Genomic DNA, 19,069 nt, shown 5'->3' on the forward strand with positions numbered 1-19,069 from the left:
CCGCTCAGCCTGTGGGGCGCCCTTGAGGCGGCGGCTTCCCTCGTCGCCGGGCGCTCCCTCGTTCCTCGGTCGCACCCGCCTCCTCAGTCCAGCCACCGCCGGCGCCCCTCCGGCTCGCTCGGTGTTTCCCGCTCAGCCTGCGGGGCGCCCTTGAGGCGGCGGCTTCCCTCGTCGCCGGGCGCTCCCTCGTTCCTCGGTCGCACCCGCCTCCTCAGTCCAGCCACCGCCGGCGCCCCTCCGGCTCGCTCGGTGCATCGTGATGTGGAATGCGGCGAGGTCGCGGCGGGTGTCGGCCTCGGTTTCGCCTGGTGCGGTGACCACCGACGCTCCGTGCCACAGGGCGGCGGCGGCCAGCGCCGCCCGGTCCGGCTCGGACATGCCGGCGTCGACGGCCACAGTGTCATCGGCGGCCGGCTCCAGCTCATCCGACATCCGCCGGAACCGCGCCAGCAGGTCGGCGTGGGTGTGCAGGGTGGTGAAGACGTCGCCGGAGCCCGACTCGTAGGTCATCACGCCGTTGTCGAAGAGCCCCCGCGCGGGGTCGTAGCCGCTGCCGTCGGGGCTGGGCAGCAGGAGCTCGCCGAACGGGGTGGTCTCGGGCGCCTGGCCGAAGGCGATCACCTGGCGGACCCGGGAGCGCTCGGCCAGCTCCAGGGCGATCCCCGCGAGCGGGGCGGTCACCAGGATCATCCGCACGTCGACCGTGGTGAGCAGCGAGATGAGGGTCTCCAGGTCGGAGGTCAACTCCAGGGGCAGCGCCACACCCCCCACGGCCAGGACCGTGTAGACGGCGGTCAGCCGTTCGCGGGACACCGGCGCCAGTACGCCCACGACGTCGTCCGGGCACATGCCGCGGCGGCTCAGCCCCGCTGCGGCGCGTTCGACGGTGCCGGCGAACGTCACCGCGTCGGTGCCGCGACCGCGGTGGTCGGTGACGGTCGCGTGCCCGCCTCGGCGGCGCAGCCGGTCGAGGAGCCCGCCGGTCAGCGAGCCGACCGGGAGGCCGCCGTCGCCGGGGACCCACCGCGGCTCCGAGACTCGGGATCGTCGGCCGACCGTCATGAAGCCCCCAGGTCGCATCGGCGTGATCGCCGGCCGGGCTCGTCACGCCCCCTCCACGTGGCGAGCCCGGTGGCGCCATTCCGCGGGATCCCGGATGCCTCCCCTCAAAGCGCACCCGGGGCCATGCGGATTTCCAGCGGTGCCGTGGACGCGGCAGGGACGTCCGCTCCGCCGCCCCCGTGGAACGCGAAGCGGGCATACCGGACCGCGGATGGCCCTGACCGGTTCCTGCCGTGTCCTCGACCGCCCGGAGGTCGCCCTCCGGACGTCAGGGACGCACCGATTCCGCCGTCGGATCGACGTCGGAATCCGCGTGCGGTCCCATGCGGATGACACTAGCGTTTTCCTGGGCTTCTGCACATGCATCCACGTGTGCAGCTGCATATGTAAATATTGCGCGTCTCTATGTAGACCTGCGATGCGCCAGGTCAGGGAGGGGTCACGCGGCGCCGTCGTGCTGACTCACCCAAGCGGCGATCTGCTTGCGTGAGTTGAACCCCATTTTCCGGTTGATGTTGGCGATGTGCCGGGCCACGGTGGCGGGCGCAACGAAGAGCCGTTCGGAGATCGCGCGGTTGGACAGCTGCTCGCCGACGAGCCCGGCGATCTCGTGTTCGCGGGGGGTCAGCGCCTTCCTCGGCGGCTCGGCCGTGCCCGCGGCCGGCGGGCGCGGACGGGGCGACCGGGCGGCGTCGGCCACGGCCAGTGCCAGTGACACCGCGGCGTCGAACCCCAGGTCGCGGCCCTCGTTCCAGCACGCGACCAGCTCCGGATCGGGGTCGTCGACCCCCTCGTGCAGCGGCCACGGGCGCCTGGACTCCGGCAGGCCGGTGCCTTCGCGGAACACGGCCGCCGCCCCCGCGAGCCGGAAGGCGTCGCACTCCAGCCCTTGGGCGGCGGCCACCCGGGCGATGGACAGCAGCGCGTCGGCCACGCCGATCAGCTGCCCCGTGGAGTGGCTGAGGGTCAGCGCTTCGCTCAGGTAGTCGAACGCCTGGCCGGTGGCGCCCAGACCGTAGGCGATGCGGCCCACGCCCGCCAGGCAGCGCGCCAGTTCCGGCGCCGCGCCGATGTCGCGCTGGATGTCCATCGCCTGGCGGTAGGAGCGGTCCGCGGCGAAGAGGTCGCCCTGCGCCTCCGCGATGGTGCCGCGGCCGATCAGGGTGATGCCGACGCCCCACCGGTGGTCCATGCCCCGCAGGATCATGAGCGCGGTGTTGTAGCGGGTATCGGCGGCCGACAGGTCGCCCTGGCGCGCCGCCAGCGTGCCCTGGGAGCCCAGCGCCATGGCCTCGTTCCACAGGTCGCCGGAGTCGCGGGCCATCTTCAGGGTCTCGGCGAGCCGCTCCTCGGCGCGGTCGTACGCGCCGACGCGCAGGTCGATCATCGACAGCACGTTGAGCGCCCGCACCACCGGCTCGGTGTCGCCGTTCTCGCGGCCGATGCGCATGCCCTCCTCGGCCAGGCGCACCGCCGGGCCGAGGTCGTGGCGTGCCCAGGCCAGTTCGCCGCGGCCGACCAGGGCCCGGCCGCGCAGCAGGGCGGGGCCGCCCGGCATGTCCAGGAACAGCCCGCTCCAGCGGTCCCCTTCGGAGAAGCGGTAGCCGGTCACCCAGAAGGGCCGCAGCCCGACGCACAGGCGCAGGCCCTCGCGCACGCGGCGGCTGGACACGGCCCAGTGCAGGGCGGCGCGGATGTTGTCGTATTCGGCGATGACCCGCTGCCAGTTGCCGAAGCGCTCGGGCCAGGGCAGGGCGCGGCCGATGACCGAGGCGCGGCCCAGCTCCTCGACGATCAGCGCCATCCGCTCGCAGTGGCGCTCGCGCACGGCGTCCTCCTCGCCGGCGTCGGCCAGCCGCGCGGCGGCGTAGCGGCGCACCGGCCCGGGGAGCCGGTAGCGGACCCGGCCGCGGTGCTCGCCGGTGAGGCCGACCAGCGACCGGTCGACCAGGGCCGACAGCAGGTCGAGCACGGCGGTCTCGCCCAGGCGGCCGCCGGAGCACACGCGTTCGGCCAGTTCGAGATCCCAGTCGGGGAACACCGCCAGCCGGCGCAGCAGGACGCGCTCGGCCTCACTGAGCAGGGCGTGGCTCCAGTCCAGCACCGCGTCCACCACGGGCGGCCGGGACCCGTTGCCGCAATCCGGTGCCAACAGGCCGGCGAGCCCCTCGGCGATCAGGGTCGGCGAGAGGTGCCCGGTCCAGGCGGCGACCAGCTCGATGGCGAGGGGGTTGCCGTCGACGAGGCGGCAGATCTCGGCGACCGCGGGCTGATCGGCATCGACGGGGCCGGCGGGCGAGGCTCTCCCGGCGCGGTCGAGGAACAGCCGTACCGCCTCGTTGCGCGCGGGGTCGGTGCCGTCGTCGGAACGGGGCGGCGGCAACGGCGGGACCCGCCGGACGGACTCCCCATCGGCGCCCACCGGATCGGCGGCCGTGAGCAGCAGCGAGATCTCCGGACAGCGCCGGGTCAGCGTCCGCCCCACCTCGGCCACGTGCCCGGCGGCGCGGTCGCAGGAGTCGAGCACCAGCAGCAGCCTGCGGCTGCTGAGGGCATCGCACAGCGTCTCGATGAGGCCGCGGCCGGGCTCCTCCGCGACGGCGAGGGCCGCGGCGATCCGGGAGGCGACCTCCCATTGGGTCGAGGCGTCGGCGAGGGCCGCCAGCCACACACCGTCGGGGAACGAGGCGGTGGCCTGCGCCGCCAAGCGCAGCGCGAGCCGGGTCTTGCCGATCCCGCCCGGACCGCACAGGGTGACCACGCGGTCGGTGTCGAGCAGCCGGAGCAGATCGCTGAGATCGCGTTCGCGGCCAATGAAGCTGTCGGAGTCCGCAGGGAGGTTCTGCCGCGCGGGCGCGGTCTGAGGTGCCATGGCCTTCACGCGAGTAGGCAGTAGGGGGCCGCTCTCACCTTGCCTGGGGGTAAGAGCGTTCGGCGGCGGTCGGAGGTACGGTGCGTGCGGGTGCCTAGAGCTTCTGTCTTAGTAGCTGCACCGGCCGTGCGCAAGCGATACCAGGGAATCTCCCCGCTATGTCGGAAACCCGGCGGCGGGCGTGGCGGGGCCGGTCCGGTGGGCGGGGAGCGGGCGGCGCGCGGGTGAGGCGCGGGGGCGGCGTCCGCCGCCCGGAGGCGCGTCGGGCACGAGCCTAGCCGCCGATCCCGTGCCGGCCCGCCCATTCCGCGAGCTGGGTGCGCGAGGTGATCAGGAGCTTGCGGAAGATGTTGGCGATGTGCCGTGCGGCGGTGGCCTGGCTGATCGTGAGGTGCTCGGCGATCTGCCGGTTGGACATGCCCTCGCCCACGAGCGCGGCGATCTCCTTCTCGCGCGGGGTGAGCAACGACGGCAGCGCGCGGCGCGGCGTGGGGAAGTCCAGCGCCCGTTCCACGGCCTGCTCCGGCGCGATCATCCGCCACGCCCGCCACGACTTCTCCGCGGCGTCGCTCGTGAGGTCCTGGCGGGCGGCGTCGTAGAGGCGGGTGGCGTGCGGCGCGGGCTGGCCCAGGGCGGTGTAGAGCTGCGCGGCGACACCGGCGAGCGAGGCGGCGCGTTCGGGCTGCTCTTCGGCCAGCGCCAGCTCGGCCAGGGCCTCCATCGACCGGGCGACCGCCCCCCGGCGCCCCGACGTCACGCCGGCGCGCAGGCAGCCGGAGAAGCGGCGGCGGGCGCCGGAGATGTCGCCGCGCGCGAGGTCCAGGTAGCCGAGGGCGGCGGTGCACCGGGCGGTCTCGGGGGCGACGCCCATCTCGGCGAAGATGCGCAGCGCCTCGTCCAGCCGGCGCCCGGCGCCTTCGAGGTCGCCGAGCTGTGTGGCGAGCCGTCCCAGGCCGTTCAGGCAGCGCGCCACGCACCAGCGGTCGCCCACCTCCTCGGCCACCTCGGCGCTGCGGGTCAGGTACGCCGCCGCCGCGGCGGTGTCGCCGCGCCGGCCGGCCAGCCGGCCCAGCGTGCCCAGGGCGCCCACCGCGGAGAGGTGGTCGCGTGCGGCGCCGGCGGCGACGAGGGCGCGGCGCGCGTGCTCCTCGCAGTCGGCCCCTTCGCCGGCGCGCAGCGCGGCGGCGGCCAGGGCGCTCAGCGCGATCGCCTCCGCCGCGGAGTCACCGCAGGCCCGCGCCATGGCCAGGGCCGAGCGGGCCAGCGCCGCCGCCGTGCCAGCCCCCTCGATGTCCAGGCACAGTTCGGCGTGGACGGCCAGCGCGCGGGCCCGGACCGGGTCGAGCGAGGACGGCGGCGCCATGGCCAGCAGCCGCCGCAGATAGCTGCTGCCGTCGGTGAACAGCCCGCGGACGAACCAGTAGGGCCGCAGCGCCACGCACAGGCGCAGCCCCTCCTCGGCGCGGCCCTGCTCCAGCGCCCAATCCAGCAGGCGGGCGGTGTCCTCGCGCTGGTGGTCCAGCCGGCGCAGGTAGCGCAGCCGCTCCTCCCACGGCAGCGTCCCCGCCGCCGCGGCCATGTCCTCGGCGGACGCCACGAGGGCGTCCAGGCAGCGCCGCCAGGCGGTCTCCTCCTCGCCCGCCGCCGACAGCCGCTCGGCGGCGAAGGCGCGCACGGAGTCGGGCAGCCGGTAGTGGGCGGTGCCGTCGACCTCGGTGTCGAGCACGATCAGCGACTTGTCCAGCAGGGAGGAGACCAGCTCCAGCACCTCTCCCGGACGGATGCCGTCGTGCCCGCATACGGTCTCGGCCTGCTCCAGGTTCCACGTGCCGAAGACGGTGAGCCGGCGCAGCAGCACCTGCTCGGGGTGGGTGAGCAGGTCGTGGCTCCACTCCAGCACGGCCCGCAGGGTGCGCTGGCGCGGCGGCAGCTCGTTGCCGGCCGTCACCAGCAGCAGGAACCGGTCGTCGAGCCTGCGCAGGATCTGCTGTACCGACAGCACCCGCGCGCGGGCCGCGGCGAGCTCGATGGCCAGGGGGACGCCGTCGAGCATGCGGCAGATCTCCGCGATGTCGGCCGCGTTCTCGGCGGTGATCTCCAGGCCCGGCCGGGCCGCCTGCGCCCGCACCGTGAACAGCCGCACCGCCTCGAAGCGCAGCGCCTGCTCGGGGGTGACCGGGTAGAGCGTCGCGGCGGAGGAGCGGCCGCCGCCCGGGGGCGGCGGAAGGGAGAGCGGGGGGATCCGCCACACGGTCTCACCGGGGACCCGCAGCGGCTGCCGGCTGGTCGCCAGGATCCGCACGCCGGGGCACGAGGTCAGCAGACTCCGGCACAGATCGGCCAGCGGCCCCACCGCGCGCTCGCACGTGTCGAGCAGCAGCAGGACCTGCTGGGGGCGCAGCGCCGCGACGACGGCCTCGGCCGGGGGCTTCTCGCCGTGCTCCAGAACCCTCAGCGCACGCGCCACGGCGCGCACGACCTGGTCGGGGGAGGACGCCTCGCTGAGGTCGACGAACCGGAGGCCGTCGGGGAAGTCCGGGAGGACGCGCTCGGCGACGCGGAGGGCCAGCCGGGTCTTGCCCATGCCGCCCGTTCCGGTCAGCGTCACCATGCGGGTGCCGCCGACGATCCGGCAGAGGTCGATGACGTCGCGTTCACGGCCGATGAAGTCGTCAGCGGGCAGGGGCGGATTCTGGCGAGGATCTGGCATGGCCTCGTTCACTGGGCAACCGCGTCGGGAGCCGCTCGGACGCGCCGACGGGGGCGTGTCGGCACGGACGTGAGCCCTGCAAGAAGTGTTCCACGTGGGACGGGCCGTGTCTTCGAAATGGCCGGTCCCGGCTAACCGCGGGCACCGACCTGCGACGACCCCCGCGGACGCCGAGCACGGCCGCGGGAATCGCCGGCGGCATCGGCCGCGGCCCGGCGGGCCGCCGCCCGGAACCGGCCGGGGGGCGGCACGGGGCCGCGGCTCCGTGCCGCAGGGCTCAGGGGCGGGCCCAGGACGCGGGGTCGGCCTCGGTCTGCTCGCCGGTGGCGAGGTCCTTCACCTCGTGCGGGCGGCCGTCCTCGAAAGGCGGGAACCACACGAAGGGGATGCCCTTGCGCGACGCGTACTGGATCTGCTTGCCGACCTTGGCGGCCTGGTGGAAGACCTCGGTGTTGAATCCGCGCCCGCGCAGCCGCGCCGCGGTGCGCAGCGCTTCGTCGCGCCGGTCGGCGGCCGGGACCACGACCATGACGTCGGTGGGGCAGGTGCGCCCCGCGCCGATCCGGCCCTCGGCCACGAGCTTGGCGAAGATCCGGGTCAACCCGATGGAGATGCCCACCCCCGGCAGGCTGCGCCGGATGAACTGGCCGGCCAGGTTCTCGTACCGCCCGCCCGCGCAGATGCTGCCGTAGCCGGGGTCGTCGTCGAAGGTCGCCTCGTAGACCGTGCCGGTGTAGTAGTCGAGGCCGCGGGCGATCGACAGGTCGGCCACCACGCTGCCGCGCGGCAGGTCGGCCAGGGAGCCGAGGACGAAGCCGAGCTCGTCGAGCCCTTCGTCGAGCAGCGCGGAGGACACCCCGAGCCGCTTGACGTCGTCGACCACCGAGGTGTCGGTGCCCTTGACGCGCGCCAGCTCCAGGCACGCCGCGGCCTGGTCGCCGGTCAGCCCGGCCGGACCGGTCAGGATCTCGCGCACGCCGTCGTCGCCGATCTTGTGCAGCTTGTCGACGGCGCGGATCACGGCGAGCGGGTCGGCGATGCCCAGGCCCTCGTAGAAGCCCTGGAGGACCTTGCGGTTGTTGATGTTGATCGTCCACGCGGGCAGGGGCAGGCCCGACAGCACCTCGTGCACGATCCGCGGCAGTTCGGCGTCGAAGTGCAGCGGCACCTGGTCGACGTTGATGACGTCGATGTCGCACTGGGTGAACTCGCGGAACCGGCCCTCCTGCGGGCGCTCGCCCCGCCACACGCGCTGGATCTGGTAGCGCTTGAACGGGAACGTGAGGTCGTTGAAGTGCTGCGCCACGTAGCGCGCGAACGGGACCGTGAGGTCGAAGTGCAGCCCGAGCCGGGCGTCGGAGTCGTCGGCGGCGTCGGCCTGCAACCGGTGCAGCGTGTAGACCTCCTGGGAGGTCTCGCCCTTGGCCATCAGCACGTCGAGGTTCTCGACCGACGGGGTCTCGACCGACGCGAAACCGTAGCGTTCGAAGCCCGCGCGGATATGGTCCAGCCAGCGCAGCTCCACGGACCGGATCTCCGGCAGCCATTCGGGGAAGCCGCTGATGGGTGTGGGGCGGACCACGCGCTGATCGGACATGGGTTCGGCAGGCTCCTTACGGCCGCTGCGAATTCGCTGGATGCAGCTCAATGGTAGGCCCTCGGGCGGCCGGGCCTGGAACGACGTGGAGGCCGCCGGCCGGCGGAGTGCGCCGCCGCCGCGGGGCGCGGCCCGGGGCCGGAGCGGGGGGAGGGGCCGCGGTCGGCATGGCCGGAACCGGCCACCCCAGGGGAGCCGGGAGAGAGCGGCGGCGTCCCGGGCCTCCGGGCGAGCCCGCCGGCTGCCTTGGCAGGCGGTCGGCGAGCCGGGCGGCCCCGACCGCGATCCGGGGAGGCGCCTCCGGCGGGCGCCGCGGACGTGGACGCCACCACCGGCCCACGTGGACGGTACGCGGGCCGGTGGGGCCGTCGAGCACTGCGGAGCATCGACCGATGCGAACCGGCGTTGCCATGGCTGGCCACGTCGGCGAGCGGCCCCACGCTCTGCGTGCCTGCGGGGACCGGCGCACCGTGCCGCCGACCGCGACTCGTGCCAGGAGCGCGATCACGGCAACGGCGTTAGGGTCCCCGACTTCAAGGTAAACCGCCGGACGGGACACGCCCAGTATTCCCGGCGGCCGAAATGGGCCGCTCACAATGTCGTAAAGCGCGGCGGGTGCGGCGGCGTGCCACATGCGTCCGCGTCTCGGCCGCCCGGACGGGGGGCGGGGCCGGCCGGCCGCGGGACCGCGGCCCGAGGGGGCCGCCGCGCCTCCCACCGGGGCGAACGCGCTGATGCGGGCGCATCCGCCGGCACGCGTGCCCGCCCCGTGTGGGGCCATCCCCGGCCCGCGGGTAGAAGTTATGCGAGCCCGCTATCGTCGACCCATGGGTAACGTTGCCAACGATCCGGCCGGAACTGGACAGGATCTGCCGAGCCCCGGGCGGGTGCGCTCGGCCAGCACGTTGGCGCGGGGGCTCACCGTCGCCGACGCCCTGAGCCTGTCGAGCCTGCACGGCGCCGACGTCCTCGCCGGAGCAGACGGCCTCGACCGCGTCATCCGGCGGCTCAACGTCATGGAGGTCCTCGACGTCCTGCCGTGGGTCAAACCGCACGAGCTGCTGCTGACCAGCGACCGCCCGCTCAGCGCCGGCCCCGATGACCTGGTGCGCCTGGTCCGCGACCTGGACGACCGCGGCCTCGCGGCGGTCGCCATCGCGCCGGGCCGCCACGCCGACGCCCTGCCCGGCGAGGCGCTGCGGGCAGCGGACGAGCTGGGGCTGCCCCTGGTGCGGCTCGGCCGCGCCGTGGCCTTCGACGACATCCTCAACCGGTTGCTCACCGACATCCTCAACCGGCAGACCGCCACCCTGGCGCGCGCCGAAGAGGTGCACCGGGTCCTCGTGGGCGTCATCCTGGCGGGCGGCGGGCTGGCGGCCATCACCGGCAAGCTCCCCGACCTGCTCGACGGCAGCGTCATGGTGACCACGCCCGACGGCCGTGTACTCGCCCGCTCCGGGATGGACGCCGCCGTCCTGAAGGATCCCCGCTTCTTCGACGTCGCGGGCGGCCGGTTCCACGTGGAGAACTTCAAGCACGGCATCCGCGCGCTCGACGACGAGGGCGCCCGTGTCGTGCAGGTGCCGATCCTCGCCGGCACCCTCGACCACGGCAGGGTCGTGCTGATCACCCGAGACCGCCCGGTCCACCCCACCGACGTCCACCTGCTGGAGCGGGCCGCGGCCACCGCGGCCCTGGTCATCACCAGGGACCTGGCCGTCGCCGCGGTCGAAGGCAAGTACCAGGGCGACTTCCTCCGCGACGTGCTCGCCGGGAAGGCCGGCGACCCCCAGCACGTGGCCCGCCACTGCGCCACGCTGGGCTGGGATTTCGATCGCCCGCTGGTGGTGATCGTCGCCGAGATGGACCCCGACTCCGGGACCGTCCCGCCCGCGGCCGGCGAGCTGCGGCCCGCCCACGAGCGCTTCGCCGGCGCCTGGAACCTGGTGGTGCGCGAGCGCGACCCCCAGGCCGCCGTCGCCGGCTACAGCCAGGAGGTGGTGGTCGTGATGGGTGCCGAGGGCACCCCGGCCGGCGCCGACGGGGCCGGTTCCCGGCCGGCCGGCGCGGGTGCCTCCGGGGCAGCGCCGGGTCCGCCCGCGGCGAGCGGTGCCGGGCGGACCGGGGCGCGCCCGGGCCGCATGGTGCGCCACCTCATCGCCCAGGTCTCCGGGGACGGCGGGGGCGGGCGCCGCTCCTTCGCCACAGGGGTGAGCCGTGTGGTCACCCGGCCGGAGGACATCCCCGCGGCCTACGACCAGGCGCGCCAGGCGGCACGCGTGGGCCGGCGGATGCACGGCACCGGGTCGGTGGCGGAGTTCGACGACCTGGGTGTCTACCGGCTGCTCAGCCAGATCCCCGACAGCTCGGAGCTACGCTCGTTCACGGACGAGACCCTGGGCCCGCTGGCGGTCACCGGCGACCCCGACACCGACGACCTCCGCGCCACGCTGGAGGCCCTGCTCGACAACAACCTCAACGTCGCCGAGACCGCCCGGATCCTGCACTTCCACTACAACACCCTGCGCTACCGGATCGGCAAGCTCGAACGCCTCCTGGGCCCCTTCACCACAGACCCCCACCTGCGCCTGGACCTGATGGTCGCCCTGAGGGTCATCCGCATGCGGGGGATGCGGTGAGGACGAACGGGTATCCGCCGCCGTCCCGGCCGGGCTCAGCGGCGCTCGAACCGTGTGATCGAGGACCAGGCACCGAACTCGGGCCGGGGCTCCCAATTGGAGTCGACGGGAACGTCGGAATACTCCTCGGTGATCTTCTCGTTCTTCGGCTTGTCGATCAGGATCCGCTTCATATAGCCGTCGGGGCGGATCCTGACCTCCTCAACCCGCGCGGCGTCGGACAACAGCAGCCCGGGCGTGTCGTCGGCATAGGTCCGCAGGAAGACACGGTGGAGGAAGAGCCGGCCCTCGCGCTCGTCGAATATGTACTTCGCGGTTTCGCGGCCGTATGCGTCCAAGAAGGTCGTGCTCCAGTAGGACTTCTTGCCAACGACCGTCACCAAGGCAGGGTAGGTGCGGTCGGGAAGAGGCACGATCGCGGTGTACTCCTCGCCGGCGGCATCGCTCTCCCGGGCCTCGTCCTCGGTGATCGGACTGCCCGGCCTGGCCCGGCGGGAGTTCCACCGGTGGCAGTAGGTGACCTCAGCGGACGCCATTGCGTTCCCGCCTCCTTGCTTCAGTCGCCGTCCTCGGGTTCCGGGGGGTCCCAGACCCGGCCGTTCTCGTCGCGGATGATGATGTTCAGGCGTTCGGCCTCGCGCAGAACGGAGTCCGGCACCGCGTTGGTCTGCGCCGGGACCTCCAAGTACATCTGGCCTTCCAGCCCTTCCCCGACCGCGTCGTCGCCGAGATCGCGCCGGTTGCTCGGGGTGTCCGCGATCTCCGTGCCGGGGCCGTAGTGGTTGGAGAGTTCGCGCAGATAGCCGATGGCCGTGCCCTCCTGCACCTCGGAGAGCTGAGTGTACTTCCTGGAGACGATCTCCTCACCAGGGATGTAGGAGTCGACGCGCTGGTACTGATTGCCCGCTGTGCGCTCGCCCACGTGGACCTCGTTGGCCCCACCGCGCGCGGTGTAGTAGGGCTCCCGGTCGCTGTTGAACTGGTTCCCCGCGTCACGGAGTTCCCGCAGCCACTCGGGGCAGCTGCTCTCCCGGGTCTCTCCGTCGGACGCGGGCTCCAGCCCGCCGGCGGTGCCGGCGCCCTCGAAGGCCGGCCGGATCTCGGCGCCCCGGACGAAGTTGGAGCCGACCGGGCACGCGTCGGCGAAGTCATCGGGGTCGGAGTTCTCGTTCTCCGTTGTGCGATCGGGAGCGTCGGTCTCGTTCTCGTCCTGCTCGTTGCGGTCACCGTCACCGTCGCCGTCGTCGCCGCCGCGGTCGTCGCCGTTTCCGTCGGCGATGTCGGCGATGCGCTCGCCCTTCTTCACCCAGCCCACGAAAGGAATGAAGGCGACCGCGTTCTCCACGACCGCCTGGGAGCCGGCCTCCCAGTAGTTGCCGTTGGCCCAGTTCTCCTGCACGGTCTCGCTGAACAGGACGTCGCCGACCCAGCCGACGGGGTCCGAGGTGACCTGGTCCCAGGTGCCCGAGAGGCCATCGGTGAAGCTGCCCCAGGTGTCGGAGGCCCACTGACCGGGGTCGTCCCAGAGGCGTTCGGCGTTGTCGACCAGGCCGTTCCAACCGTCGACGGCGCCGTCCCAGGCGTCGGTGCCGGCGTTGGCGATACCGGAGCCGATGTCGGAGAAGGTGTCGCCCACCGAGCCCCAGAAACCGCCGCCACCGTCGTCGCCGTCGTCGCCTTCGGTTCCGCCGCCGTCGCCTTCGTCGCCGCCGGCCGCCTCGTCGTCCCCGTCGCCTTCGTCGCCCTCGGGCTCCTCAGCGGGCGGGCCGCCTTCGGTACCGCCGCCGTCGCCCTCTTCGGAGGCCGGGACGACGCGCTCGCCCGGGTCGCCGCCGTCCCCGTCCCCCGTCCCTTCACCGTCGCCGCCTCCCGCGGTGCCGTCCCCGACGGAGTCGACGGCGGAGGCGATGAACTCCTGGACGCGGCCGGAGGTACCGCCGGCGATGACGGCGGCGGTTATGGCGGCGACGAGGAGGATGACGGCGCCGTATTCGGTGAAGCCGGCGCCGCGTTCGGGGTCGTGGATGCGTCGGAGCATGGGGGGTACCTCGGTCCTGCCCCGTGAGGGGTGGCGGGTGTCAGCGGAGGAAGAAGGCGCGGGAGGCAGGGCGCAGGAGGAGGAAGAGCGTGGCCACGGGCAGGATGAGCTGGGTGACGCGCCCGTCGCCGCCGAGGGTGAGCAGGCTGTAGAGGCCGATCAGGGTCTCCAGGGCCAGGACCGACCAGAAGATCACGCGCCCGTTGCGGCGGATGAAGGCGGCCAGCAGGATCTGGGCGACGCCGGGCAGGCTGGCCATGGCGTTGTAGCCGAGTTCGTAGGCGTTGACCCCGGTGCGGACCAGCATCGCCGCGGCGACCGCGAGGGTGAGCCCGCCGGAGACGTAGAGCAGGATGCGGACCCAGCGCACGGAGGCCGGGAGCTCGGGCATCGGAACGCCTCCTCCATGCCGTGGCGGGGAAAGGGGGGATTGAACGCCATTTGTCACCATAGCCGCCCGTTGTGACGAAACGATGCACGCGCCCGCCTGCTGGCCGCCCCCGGCCAGCCGCGGCGTGTCCCCGCCACGGCCCGCCCCCGCGGTGTGCCCTGCCCGAAGCGGCCGGTGGTGCGGGGGGTTACCGACGTGCAACCCGGCGGCGACGGTGGCGACACACGGGTGTGCCGGACTGAGGAGGTACACGCGGCCGGGTCCGGTGGTTGCCAACCGCCCGGTGTTCCTTTGGCAGGTGTCGCCGGTGATGCGCCTCCGTGGGCCTCCTTAGAGTTGCCTCACCGTGAAGTGGATCACGTCAGCGTGTCCGCCGGTGGGGCGCCGGGCGAGGTGAGCCGGACCCCGCCGCACCGGACACGTTGTACTGGAGGCCGCAGTGAACCTCGGCTCGCGCTGGAAGCTCTACGGGGACGGCAGCGCCCCGCCCCCCGGCGAGGTCGTCAGGCCGGAGGAGCGGCTGTCATGGGGGCGCACGGTGGGCCTGGGCGCCCAGCACGTGGTCGCGATGTTCGGAGCCACGTTCGTCTTCCCGGTGATCATGGGCCTCGACCCCAACCTCGCCATCATGCTCTCGGGGCTGGCCACCATCCTGTTCCTGCTGATCGTCAAGGGGAAGGTCCCCAGTTACCTGGGCACCAGCGCGTCCTTCGTGGGCGCGGCCGCGGTGATCTCGCCGGGCGGCGCGAACCCGGCGGTCCTCACCGGCGCCGTCTGCGTCGCCGGGATCGTGCTGGCGCTGTCGGGCGCGGTCGTGCACCTGCTCGGTCCCCGCGTGGTCCTCGCGGCCTTCCCGCCCGCCGTCACCGGCGCGGTCGTCATGCTCATCGGGTTCAACCTGGCCCCGGTCGTGGCCCAGAACTACTGGCCGTTGGACCAGTGGACCGCCCTGCTCACGATGGTCTTCGTGATCGCGGCCACGGTGCTGCTGCCCGGCTTCCTCGGCCGCATCGCCATCCTGCTCGGCCTGGTGTTCGGCTTCGCCGTGTCGTGGGTGTCCGATCGCGCGTTCGGCCCGGCGGCGCTGCCCGACGGCGGCAGCGCCCCGCGCGTGGACCTCTCCGGGGTGCAGGAGGCCGCGTGGTTCGGGCTGCCCTCCTTCCACACCCCCGAGTTCGAGGTGTCCGCGATCCTGGTGGCGCTGCCCGCCGTCATCGCGCTCATCGCCGAGAACGCCGGGCACGTGAAGGCCGTCCAGGAGATGACCGGCGACGACCTCGACCCCTACATGGGCCGGGCGATCTTCGCCGACGGACTGGCGACCTCGCTGGGCGCCGCGGTCGGGGGCTCGCCCACCACCACCTACGCCGAGAACATCGGCGTCATGGCGGCCACCCGCGTCTACTCGACCGCCGCCTACTACGTGGCCGCGGCCGCCGCGGTGCTCGTCGGCCTGTGCCCGAAGTTCGGGGCGCTGGTCGCCGCCACCCCCAACGGCGTGCTGGGCGGGGTCACGGTCGTCCTCTACGGCATGATCGGCCTGCTCGGGGCCAAGATCTGGGCCGAGAACAGGGTCGACTTCGGCGATCCCGCGGTTCTGGTCCCGATCGCGGCGGGCCTGATCGCGGGCATCGGCGGGCTGCGGCTGGCCATCGGCGACGCCTTCGTGATCGAGGGCATCGCCCTGGGCACCGTCGTCACGCTCGCCGGCTACCACGTGCTGCACCGCTTCTCACCGGGGCACCCGCGCCCGCCGGAGCCCCCTCAGGACGGACCCGGGGCCGGCGGGCCGGTGGCGGCGCGGGACACCGACGACGAAGGCGCCGAACCACGCTGACCGCGGGCCGGGCCGCCGAAGGGAGACACGTGAAGCCACCCCCGTTCACCTACCACGCACCCGCCGACCTCGACGACGCGGTGCGCCTGCTCGCCCGAGCGGGCGGCACGGGGAAGGTGCTCGCGGGCGGGCAGAGCCTGATCCCCCTGCTGAACATGCGCCTGGCGGCCCCGGCCCACCTCATCGACATCAACGCCCTCCCCGGCCTGGACACGGTCCGGGTCGACAGCGGCGGCGTGCGCGTCGGGGCGCTGGTGCGGCACTCGGCCCTCGAAGGCCACGCCCAAGCCGCGGCGGCGATCCCCCTGCTGCGGCAGGGGCTGCGCCTGGTCGCCCACCCGGTGATCCGCAACCGGGGCACCACCGTGGGCAGCATCGTGCACGCCGACCCCTCGGCCGAGATGCCCGCCGTGCTCGCCCTGCTCGGCGGGGAGGTGGAGGCCCGCGGTCCCTCGGGGACGCGGACGGTGGCGGCGGCCGACTTCTTCACCGGGCCGATGGAGACGGCGCTGGCCGGCGACGAGATCGCGGTGGCCGTCCGCTTCCTCCGCCCGGCACCGGGCACGGGCACGGCGTTCACCGAGGTCGCCCGGAGACAGGGCGACTTCGCGCTGTGCGGGGTCGCGGCGGCCGTCACCCTCGGCGCCGACCACCGGATCGCCGCGGCCCGCGCCTGCTACATATCGGTCGCCCCGGTCCCCTTGGCCGTCGACCTCACCGAGGCCGTCGCCGGGCGGCCGCCCGGCGACCCCGGCACCGCCGCGGCGGCGGCCCTGGCCGCGGCCCGGATCCGGCCCGAGGACGACATCCACGCCACCGCCGCCTACCGCGCCCACCTGGCCCGCGTCCTCACCGAGCGCGCGCTCCGCGATGCCGCCCTGGCCGCCGCGGGCGATCCGGCGGGCGCCGCCCCGCACCCCACCGCGATCGGGAGCGAGTAGATGACCGAGCACCCGCACGAGATCCGGCTGCGCGTCAACGGCGTCCCGCACACCCTGCGGGTCCCCGCCCGCCGGCTGCTGTCGGACTGCCTGCGCCACGACCTCGGCCTCACCGGCACCCACGTGGGCTGCGAGCACGGCGTGTGCGGCGCCTGCACGGTGCTCCTCGACGGCCTCCCGGTCCGCTCCTGCCTGATGCTCGCGGTGGGCGCGGCTCGCCATTCCGATATCACCACGGTCGAGGGACTGGCCGGCCCCGACGGCTCCCTGCACCCGGTCCAGCGCGCGTTCGGTGAATGCCACGCCCTCCAGTGCGGCTTCTGCACACCGGGCTTCCTCACCCTGGTCGCGAGCCACCTGGAGGACAACCCCGACCCCACCGAGGCCGAGGCCCGCGATGCCATCTCGGGCAACCTGTGCCGATGTACCGGCTACCAGAACATCGTCGCCGCGGTCCTGCGCGCGGCCGAGCTCCGCCGGGAGGCCCCACCCGCCGGTGAGCGGCGTGCGGCCGGGGGCGTTCCGGGCGACGCGGGAGGCCCGGCATGAGCGACCGCATGGTGGGCGCCCCCATCCGGCGCACCGAGGACGAGCGGCTGGTCACCGGGCGCGGGTCCTTCCTCGACGACCTCTGCCGCGGCGCGGCCGCGGCCGCCTTCGTCCGCAGCCCGCACGCCCACGCCCGCGTGCTCGACATCGACGCCACCGGGGCGCTGGACGTCGACGGCCTGATCGCCGTCTACACCTACGAGGACCTGTCCGGCGCCATGGCCGAGCCGCTGCCGATGCTCCTCCCGCACCCCTCCATCGTCGCAGCCCGCACTCCCTACGCGCTGGCCCGCGAGTACGTGCACCACGTCGGCGAGGCCGTCGCCATGGTCGTGGCCCGCGACCGCTACGCCGCCGAGGACGCCGCCGAGCGCGTCCGGGTCGACTACGAGGTGCGCGACCCCGTGGTCGGCCCGGACGACGCCTTCCGCGCCGGCCGCACCGTTCACGAGGACATGGCCGACAACGTGGCGGCGCACCTGGTCCAGGAGGTCGGCGACGCCCCCGCCGCCATCGCCCGGGCGCCGCACACCCTCGACCTCGACCTCGCCATCGAGCGGTCCGCGTGCAGCCCGCTGGAGGGGCGCGGCGTGCACGCCCGCTGGGACCCCGGAACGGGCGGCGGTCTGCGGCTCTACACCTCCACCCAGACCGCGACGGGCGTGCGCGCGGCGGTGGCGGCCAAACTGGAGCTGCCCCTGGGCCGGGTCGAGGTGGTCGTGCCCGACGTCGGCGGCGGGTTCGGCGTGAAGATCGTGCACCCCTGGCCTGAGGAGCTGATGGTCCCCTGGGCGGCGCGGCGGCTGGGCCGCGAGGTCGCCTGGACCGAGGACCGGCGCGAGCACTTCGTCTCCGCCGCCCACGAGCGCGCCCAGAGGCAGCGGGTGCGGGTGGGCTTCGACGACGACGGCCGGATCCTCGGCCTGGACGTGCGCATCCTGCACGACAACGGCGCCTACCTGCCGTACGGGGTCATCGTCCCCCTGGTCACCTCCACCCAGCTCCTCGGCCCGTACAAGCCGGGCGCCTACCGGGTGGAGTTCCACAGCCTCTACACCACGACGGTCATCGTCACCCCGTATCGGGGCGCCGGCCGGCCCCAGGGTGTGTTCGCGATGGAGCGGACCATGGACGCCATCGCCGACCGCCTGGGCCGCGACCGGGCCCAGGTGCGTGCGGCCAACCTCATCGGCCCCCGGGAGATGCCCTACGACCAGGGCCTGCTGTTCCAGGACGGGCGGCCGCTGGTCTACGACTCCGGCGACTTCCCCGCCACGCTCAAGGCGATCACCGACCTGGTCGGCTGGGACGACTTCGCCGCCTACCGCGAGCGGGCCCGCGCCGAGGGCCGCCGCGTGGGCATCGGCCTGGCCTGCTACGTCGAAGGCACCGGCCCCGGCCCCTACGAGGGCGGGCACGTGCAGGTGGAGACCAGCGGCAGGGTGTACGTGGCCACCGGGCTGACCACGCAGGGCCAGGGCCACCGGACGATGCTGGCCCAGATCGTCGCCGACGAACTGGGGGTGCCCATGTCCGACATCGAGGTCACCACCGGCGACACCCGCCGCATGTCCTACTCCGTGGGCACCTTCGCCTCGCGCGGCGCGGTGACCAGCGGCAGCGCCGTCGCCCTGGCCGCCCGCAAGGTGCGCGAGAAGGCCCTGCGCATCGCCGCCGGGGCCCTGGGGGCCGATCCCGCCGACCTGGAGCTCTCCGACGGCCGGATCCGGGTCCGGGGCGCCCCGTCGGCGGGGATGGACCTGGGCACGGTCGCCGTGCTGTCCAACCCGTTGCGCTACGCCTTCGACACCGCCTCGGCGGCCGCCACCCAGTTCTCCGCCGCCGCCGGCCACGACCGCCCCCCGGTGGCCGACGGCGACGCGCCCGGCCTGGAGGGCACCGCGTTCCACTCGCCCCTGCGCTCCACGTTCGCCAACGGGGCGCACGCGGCCATCGTGGAGACCGACCCCGACACCGCCGAGATCCGCGTCCTGCGCTACTGCGTCGTGCACGACTGCGGGAACCTCGTCAACCCGATGATCGTCGAGGGGCAGGTGCACGGCGGTGTGGCCCAGGGCGTGGCGGGCGCGCTGTTCGAGCGCATGGTCTACGACGGCGCCGGCCAGCTCCTCAACGCCTCTTTCATGGACTTCCTGATGCCCTACGCAAGCGAGGTCCCCGGAGTCGAGATCGGCCACCTGGAGACCCCGAGCCCGCTCAACCCGCTCGGCGTGAAGGGCGCGGGGGAGGCCGGGGTGATCCCCGGGTCGGCGGTGCTGGCGGCAGCGGTCGAGGACGCCGAGGGCTTCCGTATCGACAGCATGCCGATCTCGCCCTGCGAACTCTTCCACCTGCGCGAACGGCATGCCGCGGGCGAGGTCCCCGCGGTGCCGCCGCGTCCCGCCCGCGCCAGCGCGAAGGAGTACTGAGCCG

The 19,069-nt window shown here is 74.0% G+C and carries 12 protein-coding genes; 5 read left to right on the forward strand and 7 right to left on the reverse strand.

All coding sequences use genetic code 11. The features are described 5' to 3' along the window. Positions 1 to 132: 132 nt before the first annotated feature. The 4 genes from ACFO4E_RS22660 to hisS form a co-directional block, all read right to left on the reverse strand. A complete protein-coding gene (locus ACFO4E_RS22660) occupies positions 133 to 1,062 on the reverse strand; it encodes an AMP-binding protein (protein ID WP_378577995.1) in 930 nt (309 codons plus the stop codon). A 439-nt stretch (positions 1,063 to 1,501) separates the two neighbouring features. Further along, a complete protein-coding gene (locus ACFO4E_RS22665) occupies positions 1,502 to 3,934 on the reverse strand; it encodes an ATP-binding protein (RefSeq protein WP_378577996.1) in 2,433 nt (810 codons plus the stop codon). A gap of 274 nt (positions 3,935 to 4,208) precedes the next feature. After that, a complete protein-coding gene (locus ACFO4E_RS22670; RefSeq protein ID WP_378577998.1) occupies positions 4,209 to 6,644 on the reverse strand; it encodes an ATP-binding protein in 2,436 nt (811 codons plus the stop codon). 277 nt (positions 6,645 to 6,921) lie between these two features. Beyond that, the gene (gene hisS, locus ACFO4E_RS22675) at positions 6,922 to 8,241 is read right to left on the reverse strand and encodes a histidine--tRNA ligase (RefSeq protein ID WP_378578000.1); all 1,320 of its coding nucleotides are present in this window, start codon (positions 8,239 to 8,241) and stop codon (positions 6,922 to 6,924) included. 827 nt (positions 8,242 to 9,068) lie between these two features. Here hisS and ACFO4E_RS22680 point away from each other — a divergent pair. After that, complete coding sequence (locus tag ACFO4E_RS22680) at positions 9,069 to 10,880, forward strand: PucR family transcriptional regulator (RefSeq protein ID WP_378578002.1); 1,812 nt, start codon at positions 9,069 to 9,071, stop codon at positions 10,878 to 10,880. A gap of 35 nt (positions 10,881 to 10,915) precedes the next feature. On the opposite strand, the gene ACFO4E_RS22685 is transcribed toward ACFO4E_RS22680, so the two are convergent. From ACFO4E_RS22685 to ACFO4E_RS22695, 3 genes are read right to left on the reverse strand one after another with little or no spacing between them, the layout of a single operon-like run. Further along, on the reverse strand, positions 10,916 to 11,416 hold the full coding sequence (locus tag ACFO4E_RS22685) for a hypothetical protein (RefSeq protein WP_378578004.1): 501 nt from the start codon (positions 11,414 to 11,416) through the stop codon (positions 10,916 to 10,918). Between the two features lie 20 nt (positions 11,417 to 11,436). Then, a complete protein-coding gene (locus ACFO4E_RS22690) occupies positions 11,437 to 12,918 on the reverse strand; it encodes a hypothetical protein (protein WP_378578006.1) in 1,482 nt (493 codons plus the stop codon). A 40-nt stretch (positions 12,919 to 12,958) separates the two neighbouring features. After that, positions 12,959 to 13,309 (reverse strand): hypothetical protein, encoded by a 351-nt coding sequence (locus ACFO4E_RS22695; protein WP_378578008.1) that lies wholly within the window; start codon positions 13,307 to 13,309, stop codon positions 12,959 to 12,961. 439 nt (positions 13,310 to 13,748) lie between these two features. Here ACFO4E_RS22695 and ACFO4E_RS22700 point away from each other — a divergent pair, with 439 nt between their 5' ends. The 4 genes from ACFO4E_RS22700 to cutA are packed head-to-tail and all read left to right on the forward strand — an operon-like array spanning position 13,749 to position 19,065. Beyond that, positions 13,749 to 15,146 (forward strand): uracil-xanthine permease family protein, encoded by a 1,398-nt coding sequence (locus ACFO4E_RS22700; protein WP_378578010.1) that lies wholly within the window; start codon positions 13,749 to 13,751, stop codon positions 15,144 to 15,146. A 29-nt stretch (positions 15,147 to 15,175) separates the two neighbouring features. Further along, entirely contained in the window at positions 15,176 to 16,087 is a 912-nt protein-coding gene (locus ACFO4E_RS22705) for an FAD binding domain-containing protein (RefSeq protein ID WP_378578012.1), read from the forward strand. After that, the gene (locus tag ACFO4E_RS22710; protein ID WP_378578014.1) at positions 16,088 to 16,636 is read left to right on the forward strand and encodes a (2Fe-2S)-binding protein; all 549 of its coding nucleotides are present in this window, start codon (positions 16,088 to 16,090) and stop codon (positions 16,634 to 16,636) included. Then, a complete protein-coding gene (gene cutA, locus ACFO4E_RS22715; RefSeq protein WP_378578016.1) occupies positions 16,633 to 19,065 on the forward strand; it encodes an aerobic carbon-monoxide dehydrogenase large subunit in 2,433 nt (810 codons plus the stop codon). The genes ACFO4E_RS22710 and cutA overlap by 4 nt, the downstream gene beginning before the upstream one ends. The last annotated feature ends 4 nt before the right edge of the window (positions 19,066 to 19,069 follow it).

The sequence above is a fragment of the Nocardiopsis mangrovi genome (assembly GCF_042653925.1).
Lineage (GTDB): Bacteria > Actinomycetota > Actinomycetes > Streptosporangiales > Streptosporangiaceae > Nocardiopsis_B > Nocardiopsis_B mangrovi.